Raw genomic sequence first — 23744 nt, 5'->3', positions numbered from 1 at the left:
GGCGGGGTCTGCTGTCCGCCCGAGTCCGGCAGGGTCTGCTGTCCGCCCGAGTCCGGCGGAAGGCGCCGATTCAGGCGGTGCGAGATGACGCTCTCCTACTGCACCAACGTGCACCCGGCGGAGGACCTGTCGGGCATCCTCGCCCAGCTCGACGACTACGCCGAGCCGGTGCGCCGCAGGCTGGGCGCCGATCGGCTCGGCGTCGGACTGTGGCTGGCCGCCGACGTGGCCGCCGGTCTGGCCGAGGACGCCGACGCGCGCGCCAGGCTCGCCTCGGAACTGCGGGCCAGGGGCCTGGAGGTGCACACCCTCAACGCCTTCCCCTACGGCGGTTTCCACCAGCAGGTGGTGAAGCACGCGGTCTATCAGCCGAGGTGGACGGAGCGTTCCCGACTCAAGTACACGCTGGACTGTGCGACCGTCCTCGCCGATCTGCTGCCCGCCGACGCCGACCACGGCAGCATCTCCACGCTGCCGCTGGGCTGGCGCCTGCCGTGGAGCATCGCCGACGAGATGCTCGCGCTGGGCGCCATCGACGAGCTGACCCTGGGCCTGCGCGAGCTGCATCGTCGGATCGGCCGCCCGATCCGACTGGCCGTCGAACCGGAGCCTGGCTGCGTGCTGGACACGGTCGCCGACGCCGTGGGCTGGCTGTCCGGTCGCGTCGACCCGGCCTACATCGGGCTCTGCCTGGACACCTGTCATCTCGCGGTGTCCTTCGCTGACCCGACCGAGACCATCGCCTCGATCAAGGCGGCCGGACTCGAGGTGGTGAAGGTGCAGGCCTCGGCCGCCCTCCAGGTCGACCGTCCCCAGAGCCCCGCGACCAAGGCGGCGCTGGCCCACTTCGACGAGCCGCGTTACCTGCATCAGGTGCGAGAACTCGGTTCGGACCAGCAGATCCGCGCCGTCGACGACCTGCCGCAGGCGGCGAGCGAACTGCCCGGTCTCGGGCCGTGGCGGGTGCACTTCCACGTCCCGCTGCACGCCCAGCCCGTCGCGCCGCTGCGCTCGACGACCTGGGTGCTGCGGGAGGCGGTGACGGCACTGCGACACGCTCAGGAGTTCCGGCCGCACGTGGAGGTGGAGACCTACACCTGGAGCGTGCTGCCCAGAGCAGGCACCAGTCAGGCGGCGGCCGAGACGACGGAGACGACGCCACGCTCCGACGCGGAACTCGTCGACGGCATCGCCGCCGAGCTCACCTGGGCGGCCGAGAACCTGATCAGCGACGTGGAGGAGGTACGAGGATGAAGCCACTGGTGCTGCTCGACGTGGTCGGGATGACCCCCCGGCTGCTGGCGCACATGCCCAACCTGGCCGCGCTCGGCAAGACGGGCTGGCAGGCCGAACTCGGCACCGTGCTGCCCGCAGTCACCTGCAGCGTCCAGTCGACGTTCCTCACGGGCCGGATGCCCGCGCAGCACGGCATCGTCGGCAACGGCTGGTACTTCCGGGACCTCGGCGAGGTCTACCTGTGGCGGCAGCACAATCGGCTGGTCCAGGGCGAGAAGGTGTGGGAGACCGCCCGCGCGGCCCACCCCGGCTATCGGGCCGCCAACATCTGCTGGTGGTACGCGATGGGCGCCTCCACGGACATGCTGGTCACGCCCCGGCCGATCTACCACGCCGACGGCCGCAAGTCGCCCGACTGCTACACGCGCCCCGTGACGCTCCACGACGAGCTCACCACCGAGCTCGGCGAGTTCCCGCTCTTCCAGTATTGGGGCCCGACGGCGTCGATCGCCTCCAGTCGATGGATCGCCCAGGCGGCGACCCGCGTCCTGGAACGACACCGGCCCGAGCTGTTGATGGTCTACGTGCCGCACCTCGACTACGACCTTCAGCGGTTCGGACCCGACTCGCCGCAGGCAATCGCCGCCGCCCGCGCCGTGGACGCCGAGCTGGCGCCGCTGCTGCTGGAGGCGCGCAGGCAGCAGGCCTCCGTCGTGGCGTTGAGCGAGTACGGCATCACCTCGGCGGACCAGCCGGTGGACGTCAACCGCGCGCTGCGTCGCGAGGGACTGCTGGAGGTCTACCGCCAGGCGGGCATGGAGTACCTCGACCCCTGGGCCTCCAGGGCCTTCGCCGTGGCCGACCACCAGGTCGCCCACGTCTACGTCGCCGACCCGGCCGACCTGCCCAGGGTGCGGGACATCGTCGCGGGACTGCCCGGCGTCGACGAGGTCCTCGACCGGGAACAGCAGGCCCGCTACGGCATCGACCACGAGCGCGCCGGGGAACTCGTCGCGGTGGCCGAGCCGCGTGCCTGGTTCACCTACTACTACTGGCTGGACGATGCCTCCGCGCCCGACTTCGCCAAGGGCGTCGAGATCCACCGCAAGCCCGGCTACGACCCGGCGGAGCTGTTCTTCGACCCGGCGGACCCGATGGTCAAGGCCAAGGCGGCGACGAACCTGGTACGCAAGAAGGTCGGCCTGCGGTACGCGATGAACGTGGTTCCGCTCGACCCGTCGCCGGTACGCGGATCGCATGGGCGACTTCCGGACTCCCCACAGGACGGTCCGGTGCTGCTCTGCTCGGACCAGCAGGTCCCGCAGCAGGTGGAACGAGACGGGCGGCTGGCCGCGACGGACGTCCGCGATCTGCTGCTGCGGCTGCAGGGGCTGGACGGGCAGGTGTCCTGACCGCTCGTCGACAGCTCGCAGATCAAACCCGAAGTCGGATGACCATGAGCCGTGGGGCCGGGCAGACTCGACACCGTCGGATCTCTCATTCGGTGTGTCGAGATGCCCTGCTTGGACTCGAAGACAGGAGGACGCGATGCGCACAGCGCCTCGATCCCTGCTGGCCGCCGCCCTGTGGCTGCTGCTCATGTTAATCCCGGTCGGTGTCGCGACGGCCGCCGTCGGATCGGCGACGCCCGCAGGACCTGCGGCATCTCCCGTCGCAGGCACGCCGGTGCTGCACGCCTCGGGCGCTGAAGACACGACGGCGCCCGCAACGGAGACCTCGGCGCCCGGCGACGGGACCGGGAGCGACGGCTCGCTGTTCAGCGGTGAGGCGGGCGGACAGGTGATCGCCCTGCTCGTCGCCGCGGCACTGTTCGCCCTCGTCTTCTACGGCCGACGGATCAGGAAGAAGGCGCGCGGCGGCTGAGCGCCCGGCGGGAGGCCCGCCGCCCCACCACACCCGACACAACCGACACCTGGTGACGACACACCGAAGGGAATCCGCGATGACCCGACCCATCACGCTGTTCACCGGACAGTGGGCCGACCTCCCGTTCGAGGAGGTCTGTCGACTCGCGTCCGAATGGGGATACGACGGCCTGGAGATCGCCTGCTCCGGCGACCACTTCGAGGTGGATCGTGCCCTCGCGGAGGACGACTACGTCCAGGGCAGACTCGACATCCTGGCCCGGCACGGCCTGAAGGTCTGGACGATTTCGAACCACCTCGTCGGCCAGGCCGTGTGCGACGACCCGATCGACCACCGCCATCAGAACATCCTGCCCGCCAGGATCTGGGGCGACGGCGAGCCGGAAGGCGTCCGGCAGCGGGCCGCCGCCGAGATGGCCGACACGGCGCGGGCGGCGGCGAAGCTCGGCGTGGACACGGTCGTCGGCTTCACCGGATCGAAGATCTGGAAGTACGTCGCGATGTTTCCGCCGGTGTCGCAGGAGGTCATCGACGACGGCTACCAGGACTTCGCCGACCGGTGGAACCCGATCCTCGACGTCTTCGACGAGGTCGGCGTCCGCTTCGCCCACGAGGTCCATCCCTCGGAGATCGCCTACGACTACTGGACTACCGAGCGCACGCTGGAGGCGATCGGCAGGCGACCGGCCTTCGGCCTGAACTGGGACCCCTCGCACTTCGTGTGGCAGGACCTGGACCCCGTGGGCTTCATCCTCGACTTCGCGGACCGCATCTACCACGTGGACTGCAAGGACACGAAGAAGCGGTTCGACGGTCGCAACGGCAGGCTCGGCTCTCACCTGGCCTGGGCGCATGCCCGCCGGGGCTGGGACTTCGTCTCCACCGGTCACGGCGACGTGAACTGGGAGGAGTCCTTCCGCGCCCTCAACCACATCGGCTACCAGGGACCGATCTCGGTGGAGTGGGAGGACGCGGGCATGGACCGGCTTCGCGGCGCCGCCGAGGCGGTCGGCTTCATCAAGGGGCTGCTCTTCGACAAGCCGAACGCCGCCTTCGACGCCGCGTTCAGCTCCAAGAGCTGAACACACCACAGACCCGGGGGTCGGGGGATCGTGATGAGGGAAGGTCAACGATGACACACGACGGTTCGTTCACCAGACGGTCGATGCTCCGAGGCGCGGCGGGTGCCGCGCTCGGCCTCGGCGCCGCGGTCGCACTGGGCGGCACCGCTGCGGCGAGCACGACGGCCGACGCCGCGTCCGCGAGCACGGCGGCGCTGGGGCGGCTCCGAGTGCCCAAGGACGCCATCAGCATCCAGCTCTACACGCTGCGGTCGCTGTTAGAGGAGGACACCGAGGGCACCCTGCGGGAACTGGCGGCCATCGGCTACCGCAAGGTGGAGCTGGCAGGCACCTACGGCCGCACGGCGACCGAGTTCCGGGCGCTGCTCGACCGCTTCGGCCTGCGGGCGACCTCCAGCCACTCGGGGATCGACGGTGACTTCGGCAAGACGCTGGAGGACGCGCGCATTCTCGGCCAGCAGTACCTGGCCGTGCCGTACGCGGACTTCGAGACCGCGCAGGAGTGGCGGGACTTCGCCAGGCAGCTCGACGACGCCGGGGAGCAGGCCAGGCGGGCGGGCCTCCAGTTCGGTTACCACAATCACGCCCACGAGTTCGAGCCGGTGCAGGGCAGGCAGCGGCCGATCGACATCATCACCCGGCAGGCCCGGTCCTGGAACGTCTACCTCGAGCTGGACCTGTTCTGGGTGATCGACGCCGAGGTCGACCCCAGCGCGTTCGTGTGGAAGAACTTCGGTCGCGTGAAGCAGTTCCACGTCAAGGACCGTGCCGAGGACGGCACGTGGGCCGACCTCGGAACCGGGACGGTGGACTTCGGGAAGATCTTCCGCAAGACCTGGCTCACCGGGGTCCGGGAGTACGTGGTCGAGCACGACAACCCGACCGATCCGTTGGAGACGGCGCGGGTGGGCTATCAGTACCTGACCGACCTGCGCTTCTGAGTCGAACTCCACCGACTAGAAGGTCCGGCCGCAGCGTGGGCGGCGGCAGACGGACGGGGCGTCCCCGGTGCTCGTGGTGAGCACGGGGGACGCCCCGTCCCGGTTCTGTCCTTCGTCGAGGTAGATTCGCCCCGCCGGTCGCGAAGATCCGGTTCTCCACCGGCCGTGGTCGCCTGCCGAGCCCGGCGCCTGTCCTCCATGCCTGCCGGCAGCGGCCGGTCGTGGTCGCCGAAGCACCACCCGCACCACGCCGTCCCCTGCGCTGGGAGCCGCCTCGGGGCGACCCGTGCTCGGTCGGTCGTGACGTCGCGAGACTTCGTCCCAGCAGTATCATCAGCCCCACCTGCCGCAGGAATCCCACCGTCGGTCGGTATGGGTACCTCCGTTCGGGCGATACGAGGGCGGTGATGGGGCAAGATGGGTTGGCATGACACCCGATCGCGAGCCCTCGCTCCGGGACATCTGCGCTGAGACGGTCGTACGGCATGCCGAGGAGCTGATCGACCTCTCCCATCGGATTCACGCCCATCCCGAGCTCGCCTTCGCCGAGCATCAGAGCATGGCTGCCGTCGCCGAGCTGGTCGCGGACCACGGCTTCGAGGTGGAGCGGGGCGTCGGCGGACTCGACACCGCGATGGTCGGCACGGCGGGCGGGGGAGAGCTGGTCGTCGCCGTCTGCGCCGAGTACGACGCGCTTCCCGAGATCGGCCACGCGTGCGGACACAACATCATCGCCGCCGCCTCGGTCGGGGCGGCCCTGGCGTTGAGCGCCGTCGCGGACGAACTGGGCATCACCGTACGGCTGATCGGCACGCCCGCCGAGGAGGTGGGCGGCGGAAAGGTCCTGCTGCTCGAACGGGGTGTCTTCGACGGCGCCGCGATGGCGATGATGGTGCACCCCTCGCCGTACGAGATGTGCGAGCCTCGATCGAAGGCGATCGCCGACCTCGAAGTGCATTACCGGGGGCGGGCGTCACACGCCGCAGCCGCCCCTGAGCTGGGAGTGAACGCCGCCGACGCGCTGACCGTCGCGCAGGTGGCCATCGGGCTGGCGCGACAGCACTTCGAACCGGGCCAGCAGGTGCACGGTATCGTGACTCATGGCGGGGCCGCGCCCAACATCGTGCCCGCGCACACCTCGGCGATGTTCAACCTACGCGCTGCCGAGATCGACTCGCTCCGTCGACTCGAACACCGGATCCGGTGTTGTCTCGAAGCGGGAGCCGTCGCCACCGGTGCCGACTGGGAGGCCGCCGCGATCTCCCCGGACTACGCCGAGCTGCGTGCCGAGCCCCGCCTCGTGGAGGCCTACCGCGAGGCGATCGTGAAACTCGGTCGTACTCCCGATGGTCGGGATGAAGAGGCGAGCAGGGTCGTCGGCAGCACCGACATGGGTAACGTCACCCGCCTGATCCCGGGAATCCATCCCACGATCTCGATCGACTGCGGTGACGCGGTGCCACACCAGCCGGAGTTCGCGGCGGCGTGCAGCACCGAATCGGCCGATCGCGCCGTCCTCGACGGTGCCACGGCCATGGCGTGGACGGTGGTCTCCGCCGCCACGAACGAGGGATTGCGGGCCGAATTACTTGCGGGCGCGGCTCGCAGGCTCGCCACTAGTGGAAAGTCCGCCGCGACAGGAGGTGCGGCATGACCGTGTTGGACTCGCGCTACGACACTCAGATCCATACCGACGTCGACTCGGACCCCGAGTTCGCCTCTGCCCTGCCTGCAGGGGTGAGCGGCGCCAAGGCGCTACTCGGCGATGTCACCTCAGTACCTTCCGCCCCGGCGGGAGTGGCAGCCCCGACCATGGCGGGAGTGGAGGACATCGGCGCGGGTCACGGGCCGTCCTGGCTGGACGCCTGGCTCGCCGAGCACGGCTCCGACGTCCTCCGGTGGCGCAGGCATCTCCACGCCCACCCGGAGCTGTCGCTCCAGGAGTACGGCACCACCGCCTACCTGTCCGAGCAGCTCACCGCCGCAGGTCTGCGGCCGAGGGTGCTTCCCGGTGGAACGGGGCTGATCTGCGACGTCGGCTCGGGACCCGGCTGCGTGGCACTGCGCGGGGACATCGACGCGCTGCCGCTGACGGAGTCGACCGGGGCGCTCTACGCCTCCACCGTGCCGGGCGTCACGCACGCCTGCGGGCATGACGCGCACGCCACCGTACTGCTGGGCACGGCGCTGGCCCTGGCCGCCGCGCCGTCGCTGCCCGGCCGGGTCCGACTGCTCTTCCAGCCCGCCGAGGAGGTCATGCGCGGTGCGCTGGACGTGATCGCCGCAGGCGGTCTCGACGGCGTCGACCGGGTGTTCGGTCTGCACTGCGATCCGCGCCTCGAGGTCGGCAGGGTGGGCACGCGGGTGGGACCCATCACCTCAGCCAGTGATCTGATGGAGATCAGGTTCACCTCGCCGGGCGGGCACACCTCGCGCCCCCACCTCACCGGGGACCTCGTCCACGCGATGGGCACGGTGATCACCGGGCTGCCAACGCTGCTGTCCCGGCGGGTCGACCCGCGTTCCTCGACGGTGCTGGTCTGGGGTGCGGTGCATGCGGGCGAGGCGCCCAACGCGATCCCGCAGGACGGCGTCCTGCGCGGCACGCTGCGGACCGGGGACCGGGAGACGTGGGCCAAGCTCGAGCCGCTCATCAAGGAGCTGGTGGCCGCGCTGCTGGCCCCGACCGGCGTCTCCTACGAGCTGTGGCATCAACGCGGCGTGCCGCCGCTGGTGAACGAGCCTGCGAGCACGGCGTTGATCCAGGCGGGCGTCACGGCGGCCCTCGGCGAGAACGCCGTCGTGGACACCGAGCAGTCCTCCGGCGGCGAGGACTTCGGCTGGTACCTGGAGCAGGTGCCCGGCGCCTTCGCCAGACTCGGGGTGTGGTCGGGGACCGGCAGACAGCGTGATCTCCATCAGCCTTCCTTCGACCTGGACGAGCGTGCGCTGCTGACCGGCATCCGGGTGCTGACGCACACGGCCTTGGCCTCGCTGACGGCCGAGGCCGGCGGCGCCGGTGCGGCGGAAGTGGGTACCGCCCCTGCCTGACGGGTCGGGGTCACGACAGACAGGGGCGGCGTCGTAGGGGTCGCCCGGCCGCTGCGGCGGCTCGGCGACCGCCCGGTCCTCACGGCGACCGGAGCAGGCACCAGGTACACGGCATTCCGCTCATGCCCTCCAACAGCTCCACGTCCTCGCGCTCGAATCGCTCCGAGCAGTAGGCGGTGAGCACGTCGGGGATGCTCTCGACCGTCTGCGGCGCGGGACAGACGTGCACCAGGCGCGCGGTCTCACCGACGAGGCCCGGCAGATAGCGGACGAGCAGAAGCCGAGGCCCGGTGGGCCGTTGATCGAGGGCGCCGATGCCGTTCATTCCTGCTCCTGCTCGCGGTGGGCGATCGTCTCGGAGTGGAGAACGCCGAAGTCCCGAGGCGGACTGCCCGGGTCGGCTCGCAGCGAGGCGGTTCCGGGGCGGACTGCCGGGGAGACCGATGCGTCGCAGTGCGGTGCGCGAAGAGGCTCAAGATCACCAGCGGACCGCCCATGAGCAGCGCGGCACTCAGTGACACCAAGGTCGATGACAGGTTCAGCATGGCCGTTCCCTCGATCGCGGCACCTTCTTCTGTGTAGGTAGTTTCCCCAATCGAGTGAGAAAATGGCAAGAAAATTCGAGAACATGCTCGAAGCCGTCACTCGTTCGGACGAACATGTGCGGAAGAATGATGATCAAACCGGGGAAGCCTGCGAGAATACGATGAGAACCTGCACGACTTGGAGGATGTCATCGTGGAGTTGACGTTCCTGGGCACCACGTCCACGACCGGAAACTGTCCGAACCTGTACCTGACCGACCGCGGAACCTACGTCGTCCAGGGCACCAGGGTCGTCGACCCGGAGGCGCTGCGCGTCTTGCGGGAACGCGGCCTGCCGATCAACGAGGGAGCAGTCGAGATTCCGACGGAGTTGCTGGGATTCGCCTCGAAGGAAGTACCGTGCGCCGTCTCCTAGACGGAGCTGAACTCGCCAGGCTGTTCGCCCGCTTCACGCGATCTGCCTGGCGGTTCGAAACGCAGGCCGAGTACCGCGAGGTCTCGGAGGCGGAGCCGTACCGACGGTTCCTCGCAGGCGAACTCGGCGAGGATCGTTCCTGGATGACCGAGTGGCTGCGGTCGGTCACGGCGTCGACCCGACAGGGCCGAAGCTTCGCACGCGTGCGCGTCGTGGCGTATCCGCCGACCGACTACCAGCGCTTCGAGATGGCGGTGGCGCCGGACAACGAGGCGGCGGGTGAGGACATCCGTGTCCTCGCGGCTCAGCGGGCGCGAGGACTGCGGCTGCCCGCACAGGATTTCTGGTTGTTCGACGACGCGGTCTTGGCACTGATGCACTTCGGAGCGGGCACGCTGACCGGCATCGAGGTGACGACCGACGTCGCCAGGGTCGAGCAGTACCGTGCGCATCGGCTCCGTGCCTGGAGCCACGCCGTTCCGCTCAGCGAGCATATGACGATCAGTTGACCAGAGGCGATGAGAAGTGTGGGCAGCAGCTTCGAGGAACGTCGTGAGGAACTCGGAGAACGCCTGCGTCTGCTGCGGGAGCAGGCGGGCCTGACCGGTAAGGAGCTGGCGCTGGCCTGCGGCTGGTCCGCAGTGTCGAAGGTCAGCAAGATCGAGAGAGGTCGCCAGACCGCGACCCAGGAGGATCTGGCTGCCTGGCTGGAGGCCGTCTCGCTCGACGAGGCGAGCCGAGCGGGCTTCGTCGAGGATCTCGCCGAGCTTCAGGAGGAGTACCTGAGCTGGCGGAACCAGGTTCGCTCCGGCCACCTGGTCCGGCAGGAGGAGCCGATCGACCGCGACCGGCGGGCACATCGCATCCTGGCGATGGAATTGAACGTCATCCCCGGTCTGGTGCAGACGGCCGACTACGCGCGGCAGGTTTTACAGACCAGCCTGGAGCTGCACGGCGGTCCGGACGACATCGAGGCGGCCGTCCGGGCTCGGATGCGCAGGCAGCAGGTGCTCTACGAGCCCGGCAAGCGCATCGAGATCCTCATCGCCGAATCCGCGCTGGTCCACCCGGTCGCCTCCCGGGACGTGATGGCCGGGCAGCTTCATCGACTGGTCGCCGCGATCGGCACGCCCGATCTGCGCCTCGGTCTGATTCCGCTGAATCGACGTCTTCCCCTCGTGCCTTTACACGGTTTCTGGATCGTCGACGAGACCGCGATGGTCGAGACGGTGACCGGCGAGCTGAAGATCACCGATCCGGACGAGCTGGCCCTCTACGTCCGGGTCTGGGAACGCCTCTGGCTGGTGGCCGTGGAGGGCGAGGCGGCTCGCCGCATCCTGAACCGCCACGTCGAGGACCTGTTCGTCCTGGCGGGCGCCGAGGACGGCCAGCTCTGAAGCACGCCGCCCCGGCCGGGACGACCCGGCCGGGTGCGCCCGGTCTCGGCCTCGCGTGTCGCCGGGTGGCGCCTGGCGCCGTCGGCCCGTCGAGGTGTCTCCACGGGGTCCGCCGCATTCCGGGCGTATCGCCCTGCCGTCGGCGGGGAGCCCGAAACACCGGGAGTCCGCGCGTCGGGAGTCCGACCGCAGTCGACGGGGCCTGCCTTCGTTCCGGCCTCGTCGCGGCGTCCGATCGGCAGGGGCGCCGCAGGCCTCGTCCTGAGTGTCCAGTCGTGGGCGTCGGGCCGGTCGATCGACTGTCGACGTCGTCGGCGCTCGATCGCGCTTGTGCGGTGTCCGGCCCGCTCAAGCCTGTCTTCGCGGCTCTCGGCCGCACGCACCGGCTGGCACCGGCCGAGGTCGGTGGCGTCTCGGCTCGTTCTGGTGCGCTGTCCGTCGGAGGAGCCGCCACGCCTGCCGCGTCGCGAGACAGTCCCGCCACGCCTGCGGCGTCGAGTCGGCGACCGGTTCGCCGCCACCGGCGGACACGAACCTGGCCGCCGGTGGCCGGTCGAGGAATCCCGATCGGTGACGGGGATACGTCGCACGGGACATCGGCGCGGCGCAGGCTCCGTCGCAGTCGACGATGCTCAGCACGCGCCATGGGCACCGACGGCAGGGCCCGCCGTGCCACGACGACACGTCTCGGTCGAGACCGACATCGGGTCGCCGGGCAGGGCGATCGACTCAGGGACCGATGCCGGTGCAGGGTCGCTTGCGCAGCTCGGTCGGGTACTCGGTGGGTGCGCCCGCCGCCTCCGCCGCGTCGGCGATGACCCCGAGGTATCGCGCCGAGGGCAGCCCGCCCTCATAGGCGTCCAGCACGTAGAACCACGCCAGCGTCGACCGCTCCAGGGTGTCCACCCGGAGTCTCACCTTGCGGTGCATCCACAGCTCCGACCCCTCCCAGCGATCGAGCTGCTTCTCGTCCTCGGCGCTGACGTCATAGAGGACGACGAAGACCTGCGAGTCCGGGTCCTCGACGATGGTCGCCAGGGCCCCTTCCCAGCCGAGGTCTTCCCCGCCGAAGGTCAGTCGCCATCCCGCGAGCCATCCGGTGCCCGCCATCGGCGAGTGCGGGGCTCGCTCCATCATCTGGCACGGATCCATGTTCGATCCGTACGCGGCGTAGAGCGGCACGGGAGACAGCCTAGCTCCAGAACGAGCATCGGACCGCTGAGGTTGACCATCGGCTCCTCATCCGGTCGGAGTAGGCCGGCCGTGCTCGTCCGAATGGGGACGCCCGGATACGGTGTGCTGGTCTTTACTCCTGGACCATCCCGTCGGTTGGAGGACCGTTGACGCGCATCGTGATCATGGGTGGAGGCCCGGCGGGATACGAGGCAGCGCTGGTCGCGGCGCCGCATGGCGCCGAGGTCACGGTCATCGAGCAGGACAACATCGGCGGCGCGTGCGTGCTGTACGACTGCGTGCCGTCCAAGACCTTCATCGCCTCGGCGTCGGCCCGCAGCACGGCCCGCAGCGCGGGCCAGCTCGGCATCGACACCGTGCGGGGCGAGGTCGGCGTCGACCTCCCAGTTGTACACGGTCGGGTGAAGGGCCTTGCCCTGGCGCAGTCCGCAGACCTCCGGGCGCGGATGCGGCGCGAGAACATCCGGCTGATCTCGGGTCGTGCCCGGTTCGACGACGTGGTCACCGGCCTGGCCGCGCACCGCATCGTGGTGGACCAGCCGGACGGCAGCACGATGGTCCTGGAGGCCGACGTGGTGCTGATCTCGACCGGAGCGAACCCGAGAATCCTGCCCGGTGCCGAGCCCGACGGCGAGCGCATCCTGGACTGGCGGCAGATCTACGACCTCCCCGAACTGCCGGAACACCTGGTGGTGATCGGCTCCGGGGTCACCGGCGTGGAGTTCGCCTCGGCCTACACCGAGATGGGTGTCAAGGTCACCATGGTCTCCAGTCGGGACCGCGTGCTGCCGCACGAGGACGCCGACGCCGCCGCCGTGCTGGAGGAGGTCTTCGCGGATCGCGGAACAGCGGTGGTCAAGCACGCCAGGGCCGAGTCGGTGCAGCGCACCGCGAACGGCGTGCTCGTCCGGCTCCAGGACGGCCGCACGGTCGAGGGCAGCCATGCGCTGCTCACCGTCGGCTCGGTGCCCAACACCGCCGACCTCGGCCTGGAGCGGATCGGGATCACGCCGAACTCTTCTGGTCACATCCCGGTCGACCGGGTCTCCCGGACCTCGGCGCCGGGGGTGTACGCGGCGGGTGACTGCACGGGCGTCCTGCTGCTGGCCTCGGTGGCCGCCATGCAGGGCCGGATCGCGATGTACCACGCCCTCGGCGAGGCCGTGAACCCGATCAAGCTCAAGACCGTCGCCTCGAACGTCTTCACCAACCCGGAGATCGCCACGGTCGGCATCAGCCATCAGCGGATCGACTCGGGAGAGGTCCCGGCGCGCAAGATCACCCTGCCGCTGGCGACGAACCCGCGCGCGAAGATGGAGGGCCTGCGCTGGGGCTTCGTGAAGCTGTACTGCCGCCCGGCGACCGGAGTGGTGATCGGCGGCGTCGTGGTGGCGCGCAATGCCAGCGAACTCATCCTGCCGATCGCTCTGGCCGTGCAGAGCCAGTTGACGGTCGACCACCTCGCGGAGACCTTCTCGGTGTATCCCTCGTTGACCGGGTCGATCACCGAGGCGGGCCGACAGCTCATGCGCCACGACGACCTGGACTGACGCCGGACCTGCCCGCGCGAATGCTGATCGGCCCACCGTGTCGAAGTCGACGAGCCCCGTCGCCGACGGCCGCGGCGGACCGTCGGCGACGAGTTCGCTCTAGTCCTCCTCGTCGACCCAGTCGAAGGTCTTGGTGACGGCCTTCTTCCAGCTCTTGTAGTGCTTCTCCCTGCTCTCCGCGTCCAGCTCGGGGTCCCACTGCTTGTCCTGGGCCCAGTTCTGGCGGATGTCGTCCTCGCTTCCCCAGAAGCCGACGGCGAGCCCCGCCGCATAGGCGGCGCCGAGCGCGGTGGTCTCGTTGACCACCGGCCGGATGACCGGGACGCCCAGGATGTCGGCCTGGAACTGCATCAGCAGCTCGTTGACGACCATGCCGCCGTCGACCTTCAGCGAGGTGAGCGCCACGCCGGAGTCGGCGTTCATCGCATCGATCACCTCGCGGGACTGGAACGCCGTCGCCTCCAGCACGGCCCTGGCCAGGTGCCCCTTGTTGACGAACCGCGTGAGCCCGACGATCGCCCCTCTGGCGTCGGACCGCCAGTACGGCGCGAACAGCCCGGAGAACGCCGGGACGAAGTAGGCGCCGCCGTTGTCCTCCACCCCGCCTGCCAGCCGTTCGATCTCGGCGGCGGAGCCGATCATCCCGAGGTTGTCTCGCAGCCACTGGACCAGCGAGCCGGTCACGGCGATGGAGCCTTCCAACGCGTAGACGGTGTCGGCGTCGCCGATCTTGTAGCAGACGGTGGTGAGCAGCCCGTTCTGGCTCATCACCTTCTCGGTACCGGTGTTGAGCAGCAGGAAGTTGCCGGTGCCGTAGGTGTTCTTCGCCTCGCCGGGGCTCAGACAGGCCTGCCCGAAGGTGGCGGCCTGCTGGTCGCCGAGGATGCCCGCGATGGGCAGCCCGGCCAGTGCGCCGCGCTCCCGGATCTGGCCGTAGACCTCCGAGGACGAGCGGATCTCCGGCAGCATCGAGAGCGGGATGCCCATCTCGGCGGCGATCTCGGGGTCCCAGGAGAGCGTGTCCAGGTTCATCAGCAGCGTGCGCGAGGCGTTGGTGACATCGGTGAGGTGCAGCCCGCCGTCGACACCGCCGGTGGCGTTCCAGAGCACCCAGGTGTCCATCGTGCCCAGCAGCAGATCACCGGCCTCGGCGCGTGCCCTGGCCCCCTCGACGTTGTCGAGGATCCACTTGACCTTCGGACCCGCGAAGTACGTCGCCAACGGCAGTCCGGTCACCGAGCGGTAGCGCTCCTGGCCGCCGCCGAGGGCGCCGAGCTGCTCGATGATCCGGTTGGTTCTCGTGTCCTGCCAGACGATCGCGTTGTAGACCGGCTTCCCGGTCTTGCGGTCCCAGACCACGGTGGTCTCACGCTGGTTGGTGATGCCCACCGCCGCGATGTCGGCCTCGACGAGGTCTCCGTTGGCGAGCGCCCCCGCGCACACCTGACGGGTGTTGCGCCAGATCTCCTCCGGGTCGTGCTCGACCCAGCCCGCCTTGGGAAAGATCTGCTCGTGCTCGCGCTGATCCACCGCGACCACCCGGCCCGCGTGATCGAAGATCATGCACCGGGTGGAGGTGGTGCCCTGGTCGATCGCGGCCACGTACTTCGCCATGACGATGCTCGCCTCTCTGCTACGTCGTCAGTCTGTCAGTGTTGCCGTCGCGCGCTGGTCAGATCGGCAGTGCCAGGTAGGTCAGCGCCGCGAGCGCGGCGCCGATCAGCGGGCCGACCACCGGAACCCACGAGTACCCCCAGTTCGGGGTGCCTTTGCCCTTGATCGGCAGCACCGCGTAGGCGATCCGAGGTCCCAGGTCACGAGCCGGGTTGATGGCGTATCCCGTCGGACCGCCGAGCGACGAGCCGATGGCGACCACGAGGAAGGCCACCCCGGCGTAGCCGAGCGCGGCGTTGCCGAACACCGTGCCGTCCGGGCCCTCCGACGCTGCCGGGCTCAGCAGAATCCAGAGCAGCAGGACGAACGTGGCGATGACCTCGGTGACGGTGTTCCAGACCTTGTTGTCCACGGTCGGGCCGGTCGCGAAGATCCCGAGGGTGTCCTGGGGCTTGTCATGGGTGTCGAACTGAAGCTTGTAGGCGAGCCAGCACAGGACGGCGCCGATGAACGCGCCGACGAACTGCGCCGACCAGTATGCGGGCAGTGCGCTCCACGAGGTGTTTCCCGCGATGGCCTGCCCGAGGGTGACCGCCGGGTTGATGTGCCCGCCGCTCGGATCGGCGACGCTCGCACCGACGAACACGGCGAAGCCCCAGCCGAAGGCGATCAGGAGCCATCCGCCCCCGAACCCCAGTGTTCTCCTCAGATTGACGTTCGCCACGACACCCGCACCCAACAGGATGAGAGTGGCCGTGCCGAGCATCTCCCAGACGAAGATCTCCGCAAAACCCATCGCGCTGGCCTCCCCGACTATGGCCGTCAGTATGGGTCGACACACCTGCGGTCGCTGGGCAGGCCAGGCGAGCAACGGTGCGGCAACCTGGAATGATCGCGGACGCTACTGGCCCGTAACGACGTTGTCTACGGTCGAACAGCCGCGTCCTGCGAAGAATTGCGGCGCATGGTGTGCTTGACGACGTCGCTTCGTCCGCCGTCCACCGCCGGGGCCTACCGACGGGTAGCGTGGTGGCCGCGACGTCGAGATGATCAGCGCGACCGAGACGACGCAGGCGTGAAGGCACGGCCCGTGATCAGGGAGGCGAGCCCGGTGGCGAAGCAGTTCGACCAGAGGCCTGCGGCCGAGAGCAGCAGACTCGCCGCGGCGGAGGCGCAGGCCGCGATGGAGACGGGGGCGCTCACGCCCGCCGAACGACGTCGAAACTGGTCCCGGCTCGGGTCGGACTCTTTCGACGTCGTGGTGGTCGGCGGTGGTGTGACCGGCGCGGGCGTCGCGCTCGACGCGGCGACCAGGGGCATGCGCGTCGCGCTGGTCGAGGCTCGTGATCTGGCGTCGGGTACCTCGAGCCGGTCGAGCAAGCTCTTCCACGGCGGCCTCCGATACCTTGAACAGCTTGAATTCGGCCTCGTCCGCGAGGCGCTGCGCGAGCGCGAGCTGATGCTGACCAGGCTCGCCCCCCACCTCGTCAAGCCGGTGCCGTTCCTGTACCCGTTGAGCCACCGGCTCTGGGAACGTCCCTACACCGCCGCCGGACTGCTCCTCTACGACACGATGGGCGGCGCCCGCTCCGTGCCTGGTCAGAAGCACCTGACCAGGGCGGGAGCGCTGCGGCTGTTCCCCGCGCTCAAGCGCAACGCCTTGATCGGCGGCATCCGGTACTTCGACAGCCAGGCCGACGACGCACGGCACACGATGACCGTCGCCAGGACTGCGGCGCACTACGGCGCGGTGGTACGAACGTCGACGCAGGTGGTGGGCTTCCTCCGCGAGGCGGACCGGGTCTCCGGGGTGCGCGTGCGCGACGTGGAGACCGGCGATGAGGTCGACGTGACCGCGCAGGTGGTCGTCAACGCCACCGGGGTGTGGACCGACGAGCTTCAGCAGCTCTCGGGCAGCCGGGGTCGGTTCCGGGTCAAGGCCAGCAAGGGCGTGCACATCGTCGTCCCGCGCGACCGCATCGTGGCCGAGGCAGGGCTGATCCTGCGGACCGAGAAGTCCGTGCTTTTCGTCATCCCCTGGCGCAACCACTGGATCATCGGCACCACCGACACCGAGTGGAATCTCGACCTCGCGCACCCGGCGGCGACCAAGAACGACATCGACTACATCCTCGAACACGTGAACCGGGTGCTGGCGACGCCGCTGGTGCCCGAGGACATCGAAGGCGTCTACGCCGGGCTTCGTCCGCTGCTCACGGGGGAGAGCGAGGACACCTCGAAGCTCTCGCGAGAGCACGCCGTGGCCCGCGTCGCGCCCGGTCTGGTCGCCATCGCAGGCGGCAAGTACACCACCTATCGTGTGATGGCGGCCGATGCGGTCGACGCCGTGGCGGTCGACCTGCCCGGTCGCAGCGCCCCGTCGATCACCGACAAGGTCCCGCTGCTGGGGGCCGACGGCTACCACGCCCTGGTGAACCAGGCCGACCAGCTCGCCGCTCGACACGGCCTGCACCCGTATCGGGTGCGTCACCTGCTCGATCGCTACGGCTCGCTGATCCACCAGGTGTTGGCGCAGGCCAAGGGCCGCCCGGAGTTGCTGCGGCCGATTCCCTCAGCGCCGGACTATCTCCAGGTCGAGGTGGTCTACGCCGCCGGGCACGAGGGCGCGCTGCACCTGGAGGACGTGCTCACTCGGCGGACGAGGATCTCTATCGAGTACCCGCATCGCGGGATCGAGTGCGCCGAGTCGGTGGCACGGCTGATGGGCGAGGTGCTCGGTTGGGACGACGCGAGGGTGGCCGAGGAGGTTCGGATCTACACCGCCCGGGTCGACGCGGAACGAGACTCGCAGAGCCAGCCCGACGACCAGGCCGCCGACGCGCGGCGCTCCGCAGCGCCGGAGGCGAGACCGGAGATCCAGGAACCGACCTGAGCAATGCCGGGCGGATCGCGGCCTGGCAGGCGGAGCGGATGAGGGCCGCAGGCAGCCGGAGATCGCCTGCCCGGTGACTCGCAGCGGCCCGTGCTGTGCCGAGTCCGGGGTCTTCAGGAGACGAAGAGCGGGAACTCCGCAGGCTGTTCGACCGGCTCGGTGAGCAGTTCCTCGACCTGGTGATGAAGCATGCGGATGCCCGCAGGTGCCACGGTGCTCCACTCGGTGCCGTCGGGCGCCTCGCGGCGTGACTGGAGGTACCGGCCGCTCGGTGTGTCGAAGAAGGCCACCACCCTGGGTGCACGCAGCCGTCGCCCCCACGCGTTGCGGGCCGCCGAGCCGAACTGGCCGCGATCCCCTGCGGTGCGCACCATGTTCCCCAGCGTCTGGGCATCGGACGCCCGCAGGTCCGTTCCGGTCAGCAGGCGAGTCAGCGCGTCCGGGTCGTGTCCCGCCGCGCGGGCCGCGTGATCGAGATCGACGCTGCGCAGGGTGACCGAGCTGCCGAGACCGGGCGGTCGGGCGGGCAGCACGTCGAGCACGGCCCTGGTCAGTCCTGTTCGGACGACCGGTGTCAGGCTCAGCGTCCCGCCGTCGAGGACGGCCCGCACGCCGGTCTCCCCGGAGATCGCCGCGATCACCCGGATCTCGCGGCCGCCCAGCCAGAGCCTGCCGTCCAATTCGACATCGGGTCTGCCCAGCGCGGTGATCAGTGCGACCAGCGCTTCGTCCAGCGCTCCCGGTCTGCCCAGCGCGCGCTCGGCCAGCGAGGACCAGACCCCCATCGCCAGTCTGGTCCGCTCCTCGTGCGTCCGGCCGGGGGAGGGGACCTTGACGGCCAGCGGCATCCGACCCGGCCGCAGGTGTTCCCACAGCACGTCGAACTCCAGCGCCGTCAGATCGATCGACGCTGGAGTCTGATCGTGATCCACTTCGGTCACGCCGGTCCTGCGCCGAGGACCGGCGGGCTGACCAGGAAGCTTTCGCCGAACATGTCTCCAGTGGACTCCAGGTATCTGTGCTGGGCCTCGACGACGGGGTGGCCGTTCGGCGAGGGCGGCTCATCGTCCACTCGCGCCTGTGGAATCACCGCGACGCCTGCGCCTGCCTGCCAGCCGGTCGGGACGACGGCCGACGGGGCGATGGACGCCGTCGGTCCGCCGAGCGACACCGAGGTCGGCGAGACGAGGGCGGCACGGGGCGCCGACTGCTGCGGGGAGGCCGAGCCTGCGCCCGACGGCGTGCCCTGCGGGGCCGCGCCGTGCTGGGCGGGCGCTCCGACGTGACCTGACCTAGGCGCGGTCACCGGACCGTTGCGCGTCACGGCACGCCGTTCCGATCCCGCACCGGACGCGGGCGTCCTGCTCGCAGGTGCCCGCCCACCGGGCGCACGGGTGCTCGTCGGCGCCCGCCGAGTGGCAGGGGTGCCTCGGCCGGTCGGTGTGGACGTGCCGGAACGTGCCGAGGGGATGTAGGCGCCGTCGCCGCGCACGATCTCCTGCGGGGCGATCACGACGTCCGGCGGTCTGGTGAACGGCGTGAGCGAGCCGGTGATGCCCGCGGTGCTGATCTCGTAGTTGGTCATCACCTCGAACGCCCGTTCCTCGGCAGCCTCGCTGAGCGCCTCCCGGATCTCGAAGTCGATCTGGCCGCTGAACAACGCGGACAGCCCGCTCGCTTCGGTCGGCTGCCCGGTCGGAGCCGCGACCGGTGCGGGCATGTCCGCCCGCGCCTTGCTGATGTTCTCCGCCTGCCGTTCCGCGGCCGCCCGCATCGTCTCGGCGCTGCCGCGTGCCTCGATCGCCCACTGGCCCAGCGGTTGCAGACCCGCCCTGGTGCCGTCGGCCGCCGCTCCCGTCCAACGAGGGCCGGACTTGGCGATGGCGCGCTGCACATCGGCGCTGATCACGGTCAATGCGCGCGCGACGGCCAGCCAGCGGTCCGCTGACGCCTCCGAAGCCGACGGCCCCGGCCCCACATTGATCTTCTCGTACAGTTCCTGGTGCGTGTAGCCGTTCCAGCGGTGTCGCCCGCTCATGCTTCCAGCTCACCCCCGACGTGAGTGTTCAGCATCCGTTGGCTTCCAGTAGGTCCGCGTTGTCGTCGTCGATGCGGCGGTACTGCGCCTCTGCCTCTTCCAGGGTTCCGGCCGCCGACTGCAGCTGGTCGCGATACCCGCAGAGCGCGTCGAAGGCCGCTTCGCTGCCACCGAAGGAGAACTCGTTGAACTGCTCGGCCGCCTCCTGGCTGACCGGGTCGCCCGCCCACGGCACGATGCGCAGATCGTTGAAGGCATGTTCGATCTGCGGGCCCAGTTGGTCCAGTGCCGTCTGGAGCGAGCGAGTGATGTCCGGGATCGCCTCCGGTTCCACATAGAGCTGGTCGGCGCCGACACCGCCTGCGCCGGGCACCGGCGTCGTCGAGTCGGAGCCGGGAATGGAAGTGGATGGCATGGGTATACCTCCAGCTCGGCATCGATCGACTCACCTTAGCCCGAATTCATGACACTGTGGAGTGGTTCACATGCGCAGCGTGGTAGCTCACCGTGAAGGGGCTGCTGGCCTGCGAAGACAGTTCATCTGGCGGCCGTCAGCGACGTAATCGTCACCTCTGCGATGCGTTGTGCACCTGCGCACAACTGGTCCAGCGGCGTCGGCGGCTGCGCTCCGTCGTCCCGATAGAGGACGTCGAGGAACTGTCCTTCGGCAACGTCCACCTCGACGTTGCATACCGTGTCGATCATCGGGGTGCGCACCACCAGGGCGGGGAAATCCGCCACCTCCACGTGCTCGACGTCGACCTGCGCCGTGTCGTCGGTCCACACGCCCACGCCCTCCACGGTGACCAGCGCGATCCGAGCGCCGATGCGGCCCTGACTGTTGCGGAGGCTGCAGGTGGCGGCATCACCGAATCCGTCTTCGACCCCCGGCTGCGGCGGGCGGTCGAAACCGAGCTGGCTGCGCTGCGCCTCGGTCAGGAGCGTGCAGGGATCGACGTCGACGAGACTGATCTCCTGCGGACGCGGCGGTGGCGATGCCGACGGGGTACTGGGCAGCGGCGCCGACAGGTGCGGCGGATTCGTGTGGGCCGCGCGTCCGCCGCCGCTGTCGGTGCAGGCCGCGGCGATGAGCACGATGATCAGCCCGACGGCACATCGGGCCGCGAAGGCAGGACGATGCTCGGTCATGGCCGTACCGTAACCGGGCAGGCACTCGGGGTCGTCGACGGACGGTCGTCGGTTCGAGGCTGCGTCAGATCCCGTCCGGGCCTTGCGTCAGCGACCGGCCGCGTCGCCGACGGTCAGCGCCATCGCAGGACCGCGGTCACGGCGAGCGGCAGCGCGAGGATGAACAGATTCCTGGTGAACACCGCGAGCAGCGCTGCCACCAGCCAGACCACGGTCATCAATGCTCTGTCCAGCGGATGCCGCTGCGGACGCGCGGACGCCTGCGGTACTGGCCGAGGGGCGGGCGGCGGCGTGGGAGGGCGAGGATTCAGGAATGCGGGGCGCGGCTGGGGCAGATCCGCGAAGACCGCCGCGATGTCGCTCCGGACTCTGGCCGTCGAGGCGCGGGCGCAGCGATCGCCGTACTCGGTGATGTCGAGCCTGCCGTCGGCGAGGTGCCTGCCAAGGACCTCGACCGCCTCCTCGCGTTCGGCATCGCCGATCCGCACCTCGGGCGAGAAGAAGTCCTCCACAAGCTCCGATGCTAGTACCTTTCCGCGTCTCTCCTCACCGTCCGCGCCCACCAATCTGGGCGGGTCCTGATCGAGCAACCGACCTGAGCCGCGCCGTGCGGGCCCGCGATCACCCCGTCATGACGCGGGCGGCGGCGGCCCATCTGCCGGGACGAGAACGAGTTCTGCCCCCGGCCGTCGAGGGCTGAAGCGCGTCGAGGCCGGGCCGCCCGCTGCGACCAGACGGCTCGGCGAGCGACGGAGCCGACGCCGGGCGAGGCCAGGTGCCGGGAGGCGCTCGCCTCGTTTCCGCTCGCCGAGCCCTCGATCCGCAGGCTCGCCGCGTCGTCAGTCCTTGATCTCACACAACACGCTGCCCTGTCCGACGGTGGCCCCGGTCGTCGCGGACAGTCCGCTCACCGTGCCCGCCTTGTGCGCGACGACCGGGTTCTCCATCTTCATGGCCTCCAGCACGACGAGCAGATCACCGGCGGCGACGACCGACCCGTCCGTCACGGCGAGCTTGACGACGGTGCCCTGCATGGGTGCGGTCACGGCGTCGCCGGAGACCGCGGCCTTCGTGCTGCCGCGTCCCCTCCGGCGGGGTGCGGTCTTCGTCTGCGCCGGTGCCGCGCCCGCGATACCGGCGGGCAGTGTCACCTCCAGCCTGCGACCGCCGACCTCGACCACCATCGTCTGTCGTTCCGCCGGTGCCTCGGCATCGGTCTCGGCCGGGCCTGCGAACGGCGGGATCGTGTTGTCGAACTCCGTCTCGATCCACCGGGTGTGCACGGCGAAGCCGTCTGCGGCGGTGAACGCCGGATCGGCCACCACCGCGCGATGGAAGGGCAGCACGGTGGCCATGCCCTCGACGACGAACTCGTCCAGCGCCCGCCTCGCCCGGCGCAGCGCCTGCTCACGGGTGCTGCCGGTGACGATCAGCTTCGCCAGCAGCGAGTCGAACTGACCGCCGACGACGCTGCCGCTTTCCACACCTGCGTCGACGCGGACGCCGGGGCCCGCCGGGGCGACGAACCGGGTGACGGCACCGGGGGCGGGTAGGAAGTCCCGGCCCGCGTCCTCCCCGTTGATGCGGAACTCGATGGAGTGGCCGCGTGGGGCCGGGTCGCCGTCGTAGGTCAGTCGCTCGCCTGCCGCGATGCGGAACTGCTCGATCACCAGGTCGATCCCGGAGGTCTCCTCGCTGACCGGGTGCTCTACCTGAAGGCGGGTGTTGACCTCGAGGAACGAGATCGTCCCGTCCGTCCCGACGAGGAACTCCACGGTGCCTGCACCGTGGTAGCCGGCTTCGAGACAGATGGCGCGGGCGGCCTCGTGGATGGTCTTGCGCTGCTCGTCGGTGAGGAACGGCGCCGGTGCCTCCTCGACGAGCTTCTGATGCCTGCGCTGCAATGAGCAGTCGCGGGTGCCGACGACGATCACCGTGCCGTGCTGGTCGGCCAGCACCTGCGCCTCGACGTGGCGAGGTCGGTCCAGGTAACGCTCGACGAAGCACTCGCCGCGCCCGAACGCACTCTGTGCCTCGCGCACCGCGCTGTCGAACAGCTCCGGGACCTCCTCGACGGTGCGGGCCACCTTCAGCCCGCGTCCGCCGCCGCCGAAGGCCGCCTTGATCGCCACCGGCAGGCCGTGCTCCGCCGTGAAGGCGAGGATCTCCTCCGGTCCGGACACCGGCTCTTTGGTGCCCGGCACCAGCGGGGCGCCCGCCCGCATCGCGATGTGGCGTGCGGTGACCTTGTCGCCGAGGTCACGGATGGCCTGCGGGCCGGGACCGATCCAGATCAGACCTGCGTCGAGGACGGCCTGGGCGAAGTCGGCGTTCTCGGAGAGGAACCCGTAACCGGGGTGCACGGCGTCGGCGCCGCTGCGCCGGGCGGCGTCGACGATCTTGCCGATGTCCAGATAGCTCTCCGCGGCGGTGCTGCCGCCCAGTGCGAACGCCTCGTCGGCGAGCCGGACGAACGGTGCATCCCGATCCGAGTCGGCGTAGACCGCCACGCTGCCGAGGCCTGCATCCCGGCAGGCTCGCACGACTCGGACGGCGATCTCGCCCCGGTTGGCGACGAGTACCTTGCGCAACGGCTGGGCGCGGACCTGCTCGGAGGCCTTCTCGACCTTCTCGGCTACCGGATCGGGCACGATGCTCCCTCCTCGACCCGACGGCCGTCGGTGGCCTGCGGGCTTCACGAGACGTGACCCGTGGAGTCTAAGAGCCGGACCCGAGCGGGTCCTACGCCCTGC

Annotated in this window: 22 protein-coding genes; 12 read left to right on the top strand and 10 right to left on the bottom strand. The window is 69.9% G+C overall.

Annotated elements, in window-relative coordinates; translation table 11 throughout:
- Nucleotides 1-84 precede the first annotated feature (84 nt).
- The 7 genes from eboE (at nucleotide 85) to UA74_RS27220 (ending at nucleotide 8196) form a co-directional block, all read left to right on the top strand.
- On the top strand, nucleotides 85-1254 hold the full coding sequence (gene eboE / locus UA74_RS27250; protein WP_075742760.1) for a metabolite traffic protein EboE: 1170 nt from the start codon (nucleotides 85-87) through the stop codon (nucleotides 1252-1254).
- A complete protein-coding gene (locus UA74_RS27245; protein ID WP_075742759.1) occupies nucleotides 1251-2648 on the top strand; it encodes an alkaline phosphatase family protein in 1398 nt (465 codons plus the stop codon). The genes eboE and UA74_RS27245 overlap by 4 nt, the downstream gene beginning before the upstream one ends.
- A 136-nt stretch (nucleotides 2649-2784) precedes the next feature.
- Nucleotides 2785-3120 carry a hypothetical protein gene (locus tag UA74_RS27240; RefSeq protein WP_075742758.1) on the top strand — a complete coding sequence of 112 codons (336 nt, stop codon included), beginning with the start codon at nucleotides 2785-2787 and terminating at the stop codon, nucleotides 3118-3120.
- A gap of 79 nt (nucleotides 3121-3199) precedes the next feature.
- Complete coding sequence (locus UA74_RS27235) at nucleotides 3200-4204, top strand: sugar phosphate isomerase/epimerase family protein (protein ID WP_075742757.1); 1005 nt, start codon at nucleotides 3200-3202, stop codon at nucleotides 4202-4204.
- A gap of 50 nt (nucleotides 4205-4254) precedes the next feature.
- Nucleotides 4255-5145 carry a sugar phosphate isomerase/epimerase family protein gene (locus tag UA74_RS27230; protein WP_075742756.1) on the top strand — a complete coding sequence of 297 codons (891 nt, stop codon included), beginning with the start codon at nucleotides 4255-4257 and terminating at the stop codon, nucleotides 5143-5145.
- Between the two features lie 427 nt (nucleotides 5146-5572).
- Nucleotides 5573-6799 carry a M20 family metallopeptidase gene (locus UA74_RS27225; protein ID WP_075742755.1) on the top strand — a complete coding sequence of 409 codons (1227 nt, stop codon included), beginning with the start codon at nucleotides 5573-5575 and terminating at the stop codon, nucleotides 6797-6799.
- Nucleotides 6796-8196, top strand: coding sequence for an amidohydrolase (locus UA74_RS27220; protein ID WP_083683690.1), 1401 nt, complete (start codon nucleotides 6796-6798; stop codon nucleotides 8194-8196). The genes UA74_RS27225 and UA74_RS27220 overlap by 4 nt, the downstream gene beginning before the upstream one ends.
- A gap of 79 nt (nucleotides 8197-8275) precedes the next feature.
- Here UA74_RS27220 and UA74_RS27215 read toward each other — a convergent pair whose 3' ends face one another.
- Nucleotides 8276-8521 carry a hypothetical protein gene (locus UA74_RS27215; RefSeq protein WP_075742754.1) on the bottom strand — a complete coding sequence of 82 codons (246 nt, stop codon included), beginning with the start codon at nucleotides 8519-8521 and terminating at the stop codon, nucleotides 8276-8278.
- 413 nt (nucleotides 8522-8934) lie between these two features.
- On the opposite strand from UA74_RS27215, the gene UA74_RS27210 reads away from it, so the two are divergent.
- Genes UA74_RS27210 through UA74_RS27200 form a run of 3 tightly spaced genes read left to right on the top strand, consistent with a single transcriptional unit; the run spans nucleotide 8935 to nucleotide 10553 of the window.
- Nucleotides 8935-9156 carry a hypothetical protein gene (locus tag UA74_RS27210; RefSeq protein ID WP_075744296.1) on the top strand — a complete coding sequence of 74 codons (222 nt, stop codon included), beginning with the start codon at nucleotides 8935-8937 and terminating at the stop codon, nucleotides 9154-9156.
- Nucleotides 9141-9665 carry a DUF6879 family protein gene (locus tag UA74_RS27205; RefSeq protein WP_075742753.1) on the top strand — a complete coding sequence of 175 codons (525 nt, stop codon included), beginning with the start codon at nucleotides 9141-9143 and terminating at the stop codon, nucleotides 9663-9665. Before UA74_RS27210 ends, UA74_RS27205 begins: the two co-directional genes overlap by 16 nt.
- 18 nt (nucleotides 9666-9683) lie before the next feature.
- Nucleotides 9684-10553, top strand: a complete 870-nt coding sequence (locus UA74_RS27200; protein ID WP_232237498.1) for a helix-turn-helix domain-containing protein — start codon at nucleotides 9684-9686, stop codon at nucleotides 10551-10553.
- A gap of 729 nt (nucleotides 10554-11282) precedes the next feature.
- On the opposite strand, the gene UA74_RS27195 is transcribed toward UA74_RS27200, so the two are convergent.
- On the bottom strand, nucleotides 11283-11735 hold the full coding sequence (locus UA74_RS27195) for a gamma-glutamylcyclotransferase (RefSeq protein ID WP_075742751.1): 453 nt from the start codon (nucleotides 11733-11735) through the stop codon (nucleotides 11283-11285).
- A gap of 158 nt (nucleotides 11736-11893) precedes the next feature.
- Between UA74_RS27195 and UA74_RS27190 the strand changes: the two genes are divergently transcribed.
- On the top strand, nucleotides 11894-13297 hold the full coding sequence (locus UA74_RS27190) for an NAD(P)H-quinone dehydrogenase (RefSeq protein WP_075742750.1): 1404 nt from the start codon (nucleotides 11894-11896) through the stop codon (nucleotides 13295-13297).
- A gap of 99 nt (nucleotides 13298-13396) precedes the next feature.
- On the opposite strand, the gene glpK is transcribed toward UA74_RS27190, so the two are convergent.
- A complete protein-coding gene (glpK, locus tag UA74_RS27185; protein ID WP_075742749.1) occupies nucleotides 13397-14911 on the bottom strand; it encodes a glycerol kinase GlpK in 1515 nt (504 codons plus the stop codon).
- A gap of 58 nt (nucleotides 14912-14969) precedes the next feature.
- A complete protein-coding gene (locus UA74_RS27180) occupies nucleotides 14970-15707 on the bottom strand; it encodes an MIP/aquaporin family protein (protein ID WP_075742748.1) in 738 nt (245 codons plus the stop codon).
- 387 nt (nucleotides 15708-16094) lie between these two features.
- Here UA74_RS27180 and glpD point away from each other — a divergent pair, with 387 nt between their 5' ends.
- Nucleotides 16095-17804 carry a glycerol-3-phosphate dehydrogenase gene (gene glpD, locus UA74_RS27175; RefSeq protein WP_075766350.1) on the top strand — a complete coding sequence of 570 codons (1710 nt, stop codon included), beginning with the start codon at nucleotides 16095-16097 and terminating at the stop codon, nucleotides 17802-17804.
- A gap of 113 nt (nucleotides 17805-17917) precedes the next feature.
- Here the strand turns inward: glpD and UA74_RS27170 are convergent, their stop codons facing one another.
- The 6 genes from UA74_RS27170 to UA74_RS27145 all read right to left on the bottom strand — a co-directional run bounded on the left by UA74_RS27170 (nucleotide 17918) and on the right by UA74_RS27145 (nucleotide 23642).
- A complete protein-coding gene (locus UA74_RS27170) occupies nucleotides 17918-18745 on the bottom strand; it encodes an ESX secretion-associated protein EspG (RefSeq protein ID WP_232237497.1) in 828 nt (275 codons plus the stop codon).
- On the bottom strand, nucleotides 18742-19842 hold the full coding sequence (locus tag UA74_RS27165) for a PPE domain-containing protein (protein WP_075742747.1): 1101 nt from the start codon (nucleotides 19840-19842) through the stop codon (nucleotides 18742-18744). Before UA74_RS27165 ends, UA74_RS27170 begins: the two co-directional genes overlap by 4 nt.
- A gap of 28 nt (nucleotides 19843-19870) precedes the next feature.
- Nucleotides 19871-20257 (bottom strand): hypothetical protein, encoded by a 387-nt coding sequence (locus UA74_RS27160; protein ID WP_075742746.1) that lies wholly within the window; start codon nucleotides 20255-20257, stop codon nucleotides 19871-19873.
- Between the two features lie 122 nt (nucleotides 20258-20379).
- Entirely contained in the window at nucleotides 20380-20991 is a 612-nt protein-coding gene (locus UA74_RS27155) for a DUF3558 domain-containing protein (protein ID WP_075742745.1), read from the bottom strand.
- 113 nt (nucleotides 20992-21104) lie between these two features.
- Entirely contained in the window at nucleotides 21105-21503 is a 399-nt protein-coding gene (locus UA74_RS27150; RefSeq protein ID WP_198042863.1) for a DUF1707 SHOCT-like domain-containing protein, read from the bottom strand.
- Between the two features lie 327 nt (nucleotides 21504-21830).
- Complete coding sequence (locus tag UA74_RS27145) at nucleotides 21831-23642, bottom strand: acetyl/propionyl/methylcrotonyl-CoA carboxylase subunit alpha (protein WP_075742744.1); 1812 nt, start codon at nucleotides 23640-23642, stop codon at nucleotides 21831-21833.
- Between the last annotated feature and the right edge of the window lie 102 nt (nucleotides 23643-23744).

Origin of the sequence: Actinoalloteichus fjordicus (genome assembly GCF_001941625.1) — a bacterium.
Taxonomy (GTDB): domain Bacteria; phylum Actinomycetota; class Actinomycetes; order Mycobacteriales; family Pseudonocardiaceae; genus Actinoalloteichus_A; species Actinoalloteichus_A fjordicus.
Note: the sequence above shows the minus strand (reverse complement) of the source record. Positions and strands in the feature narration are given on the sequence as shown.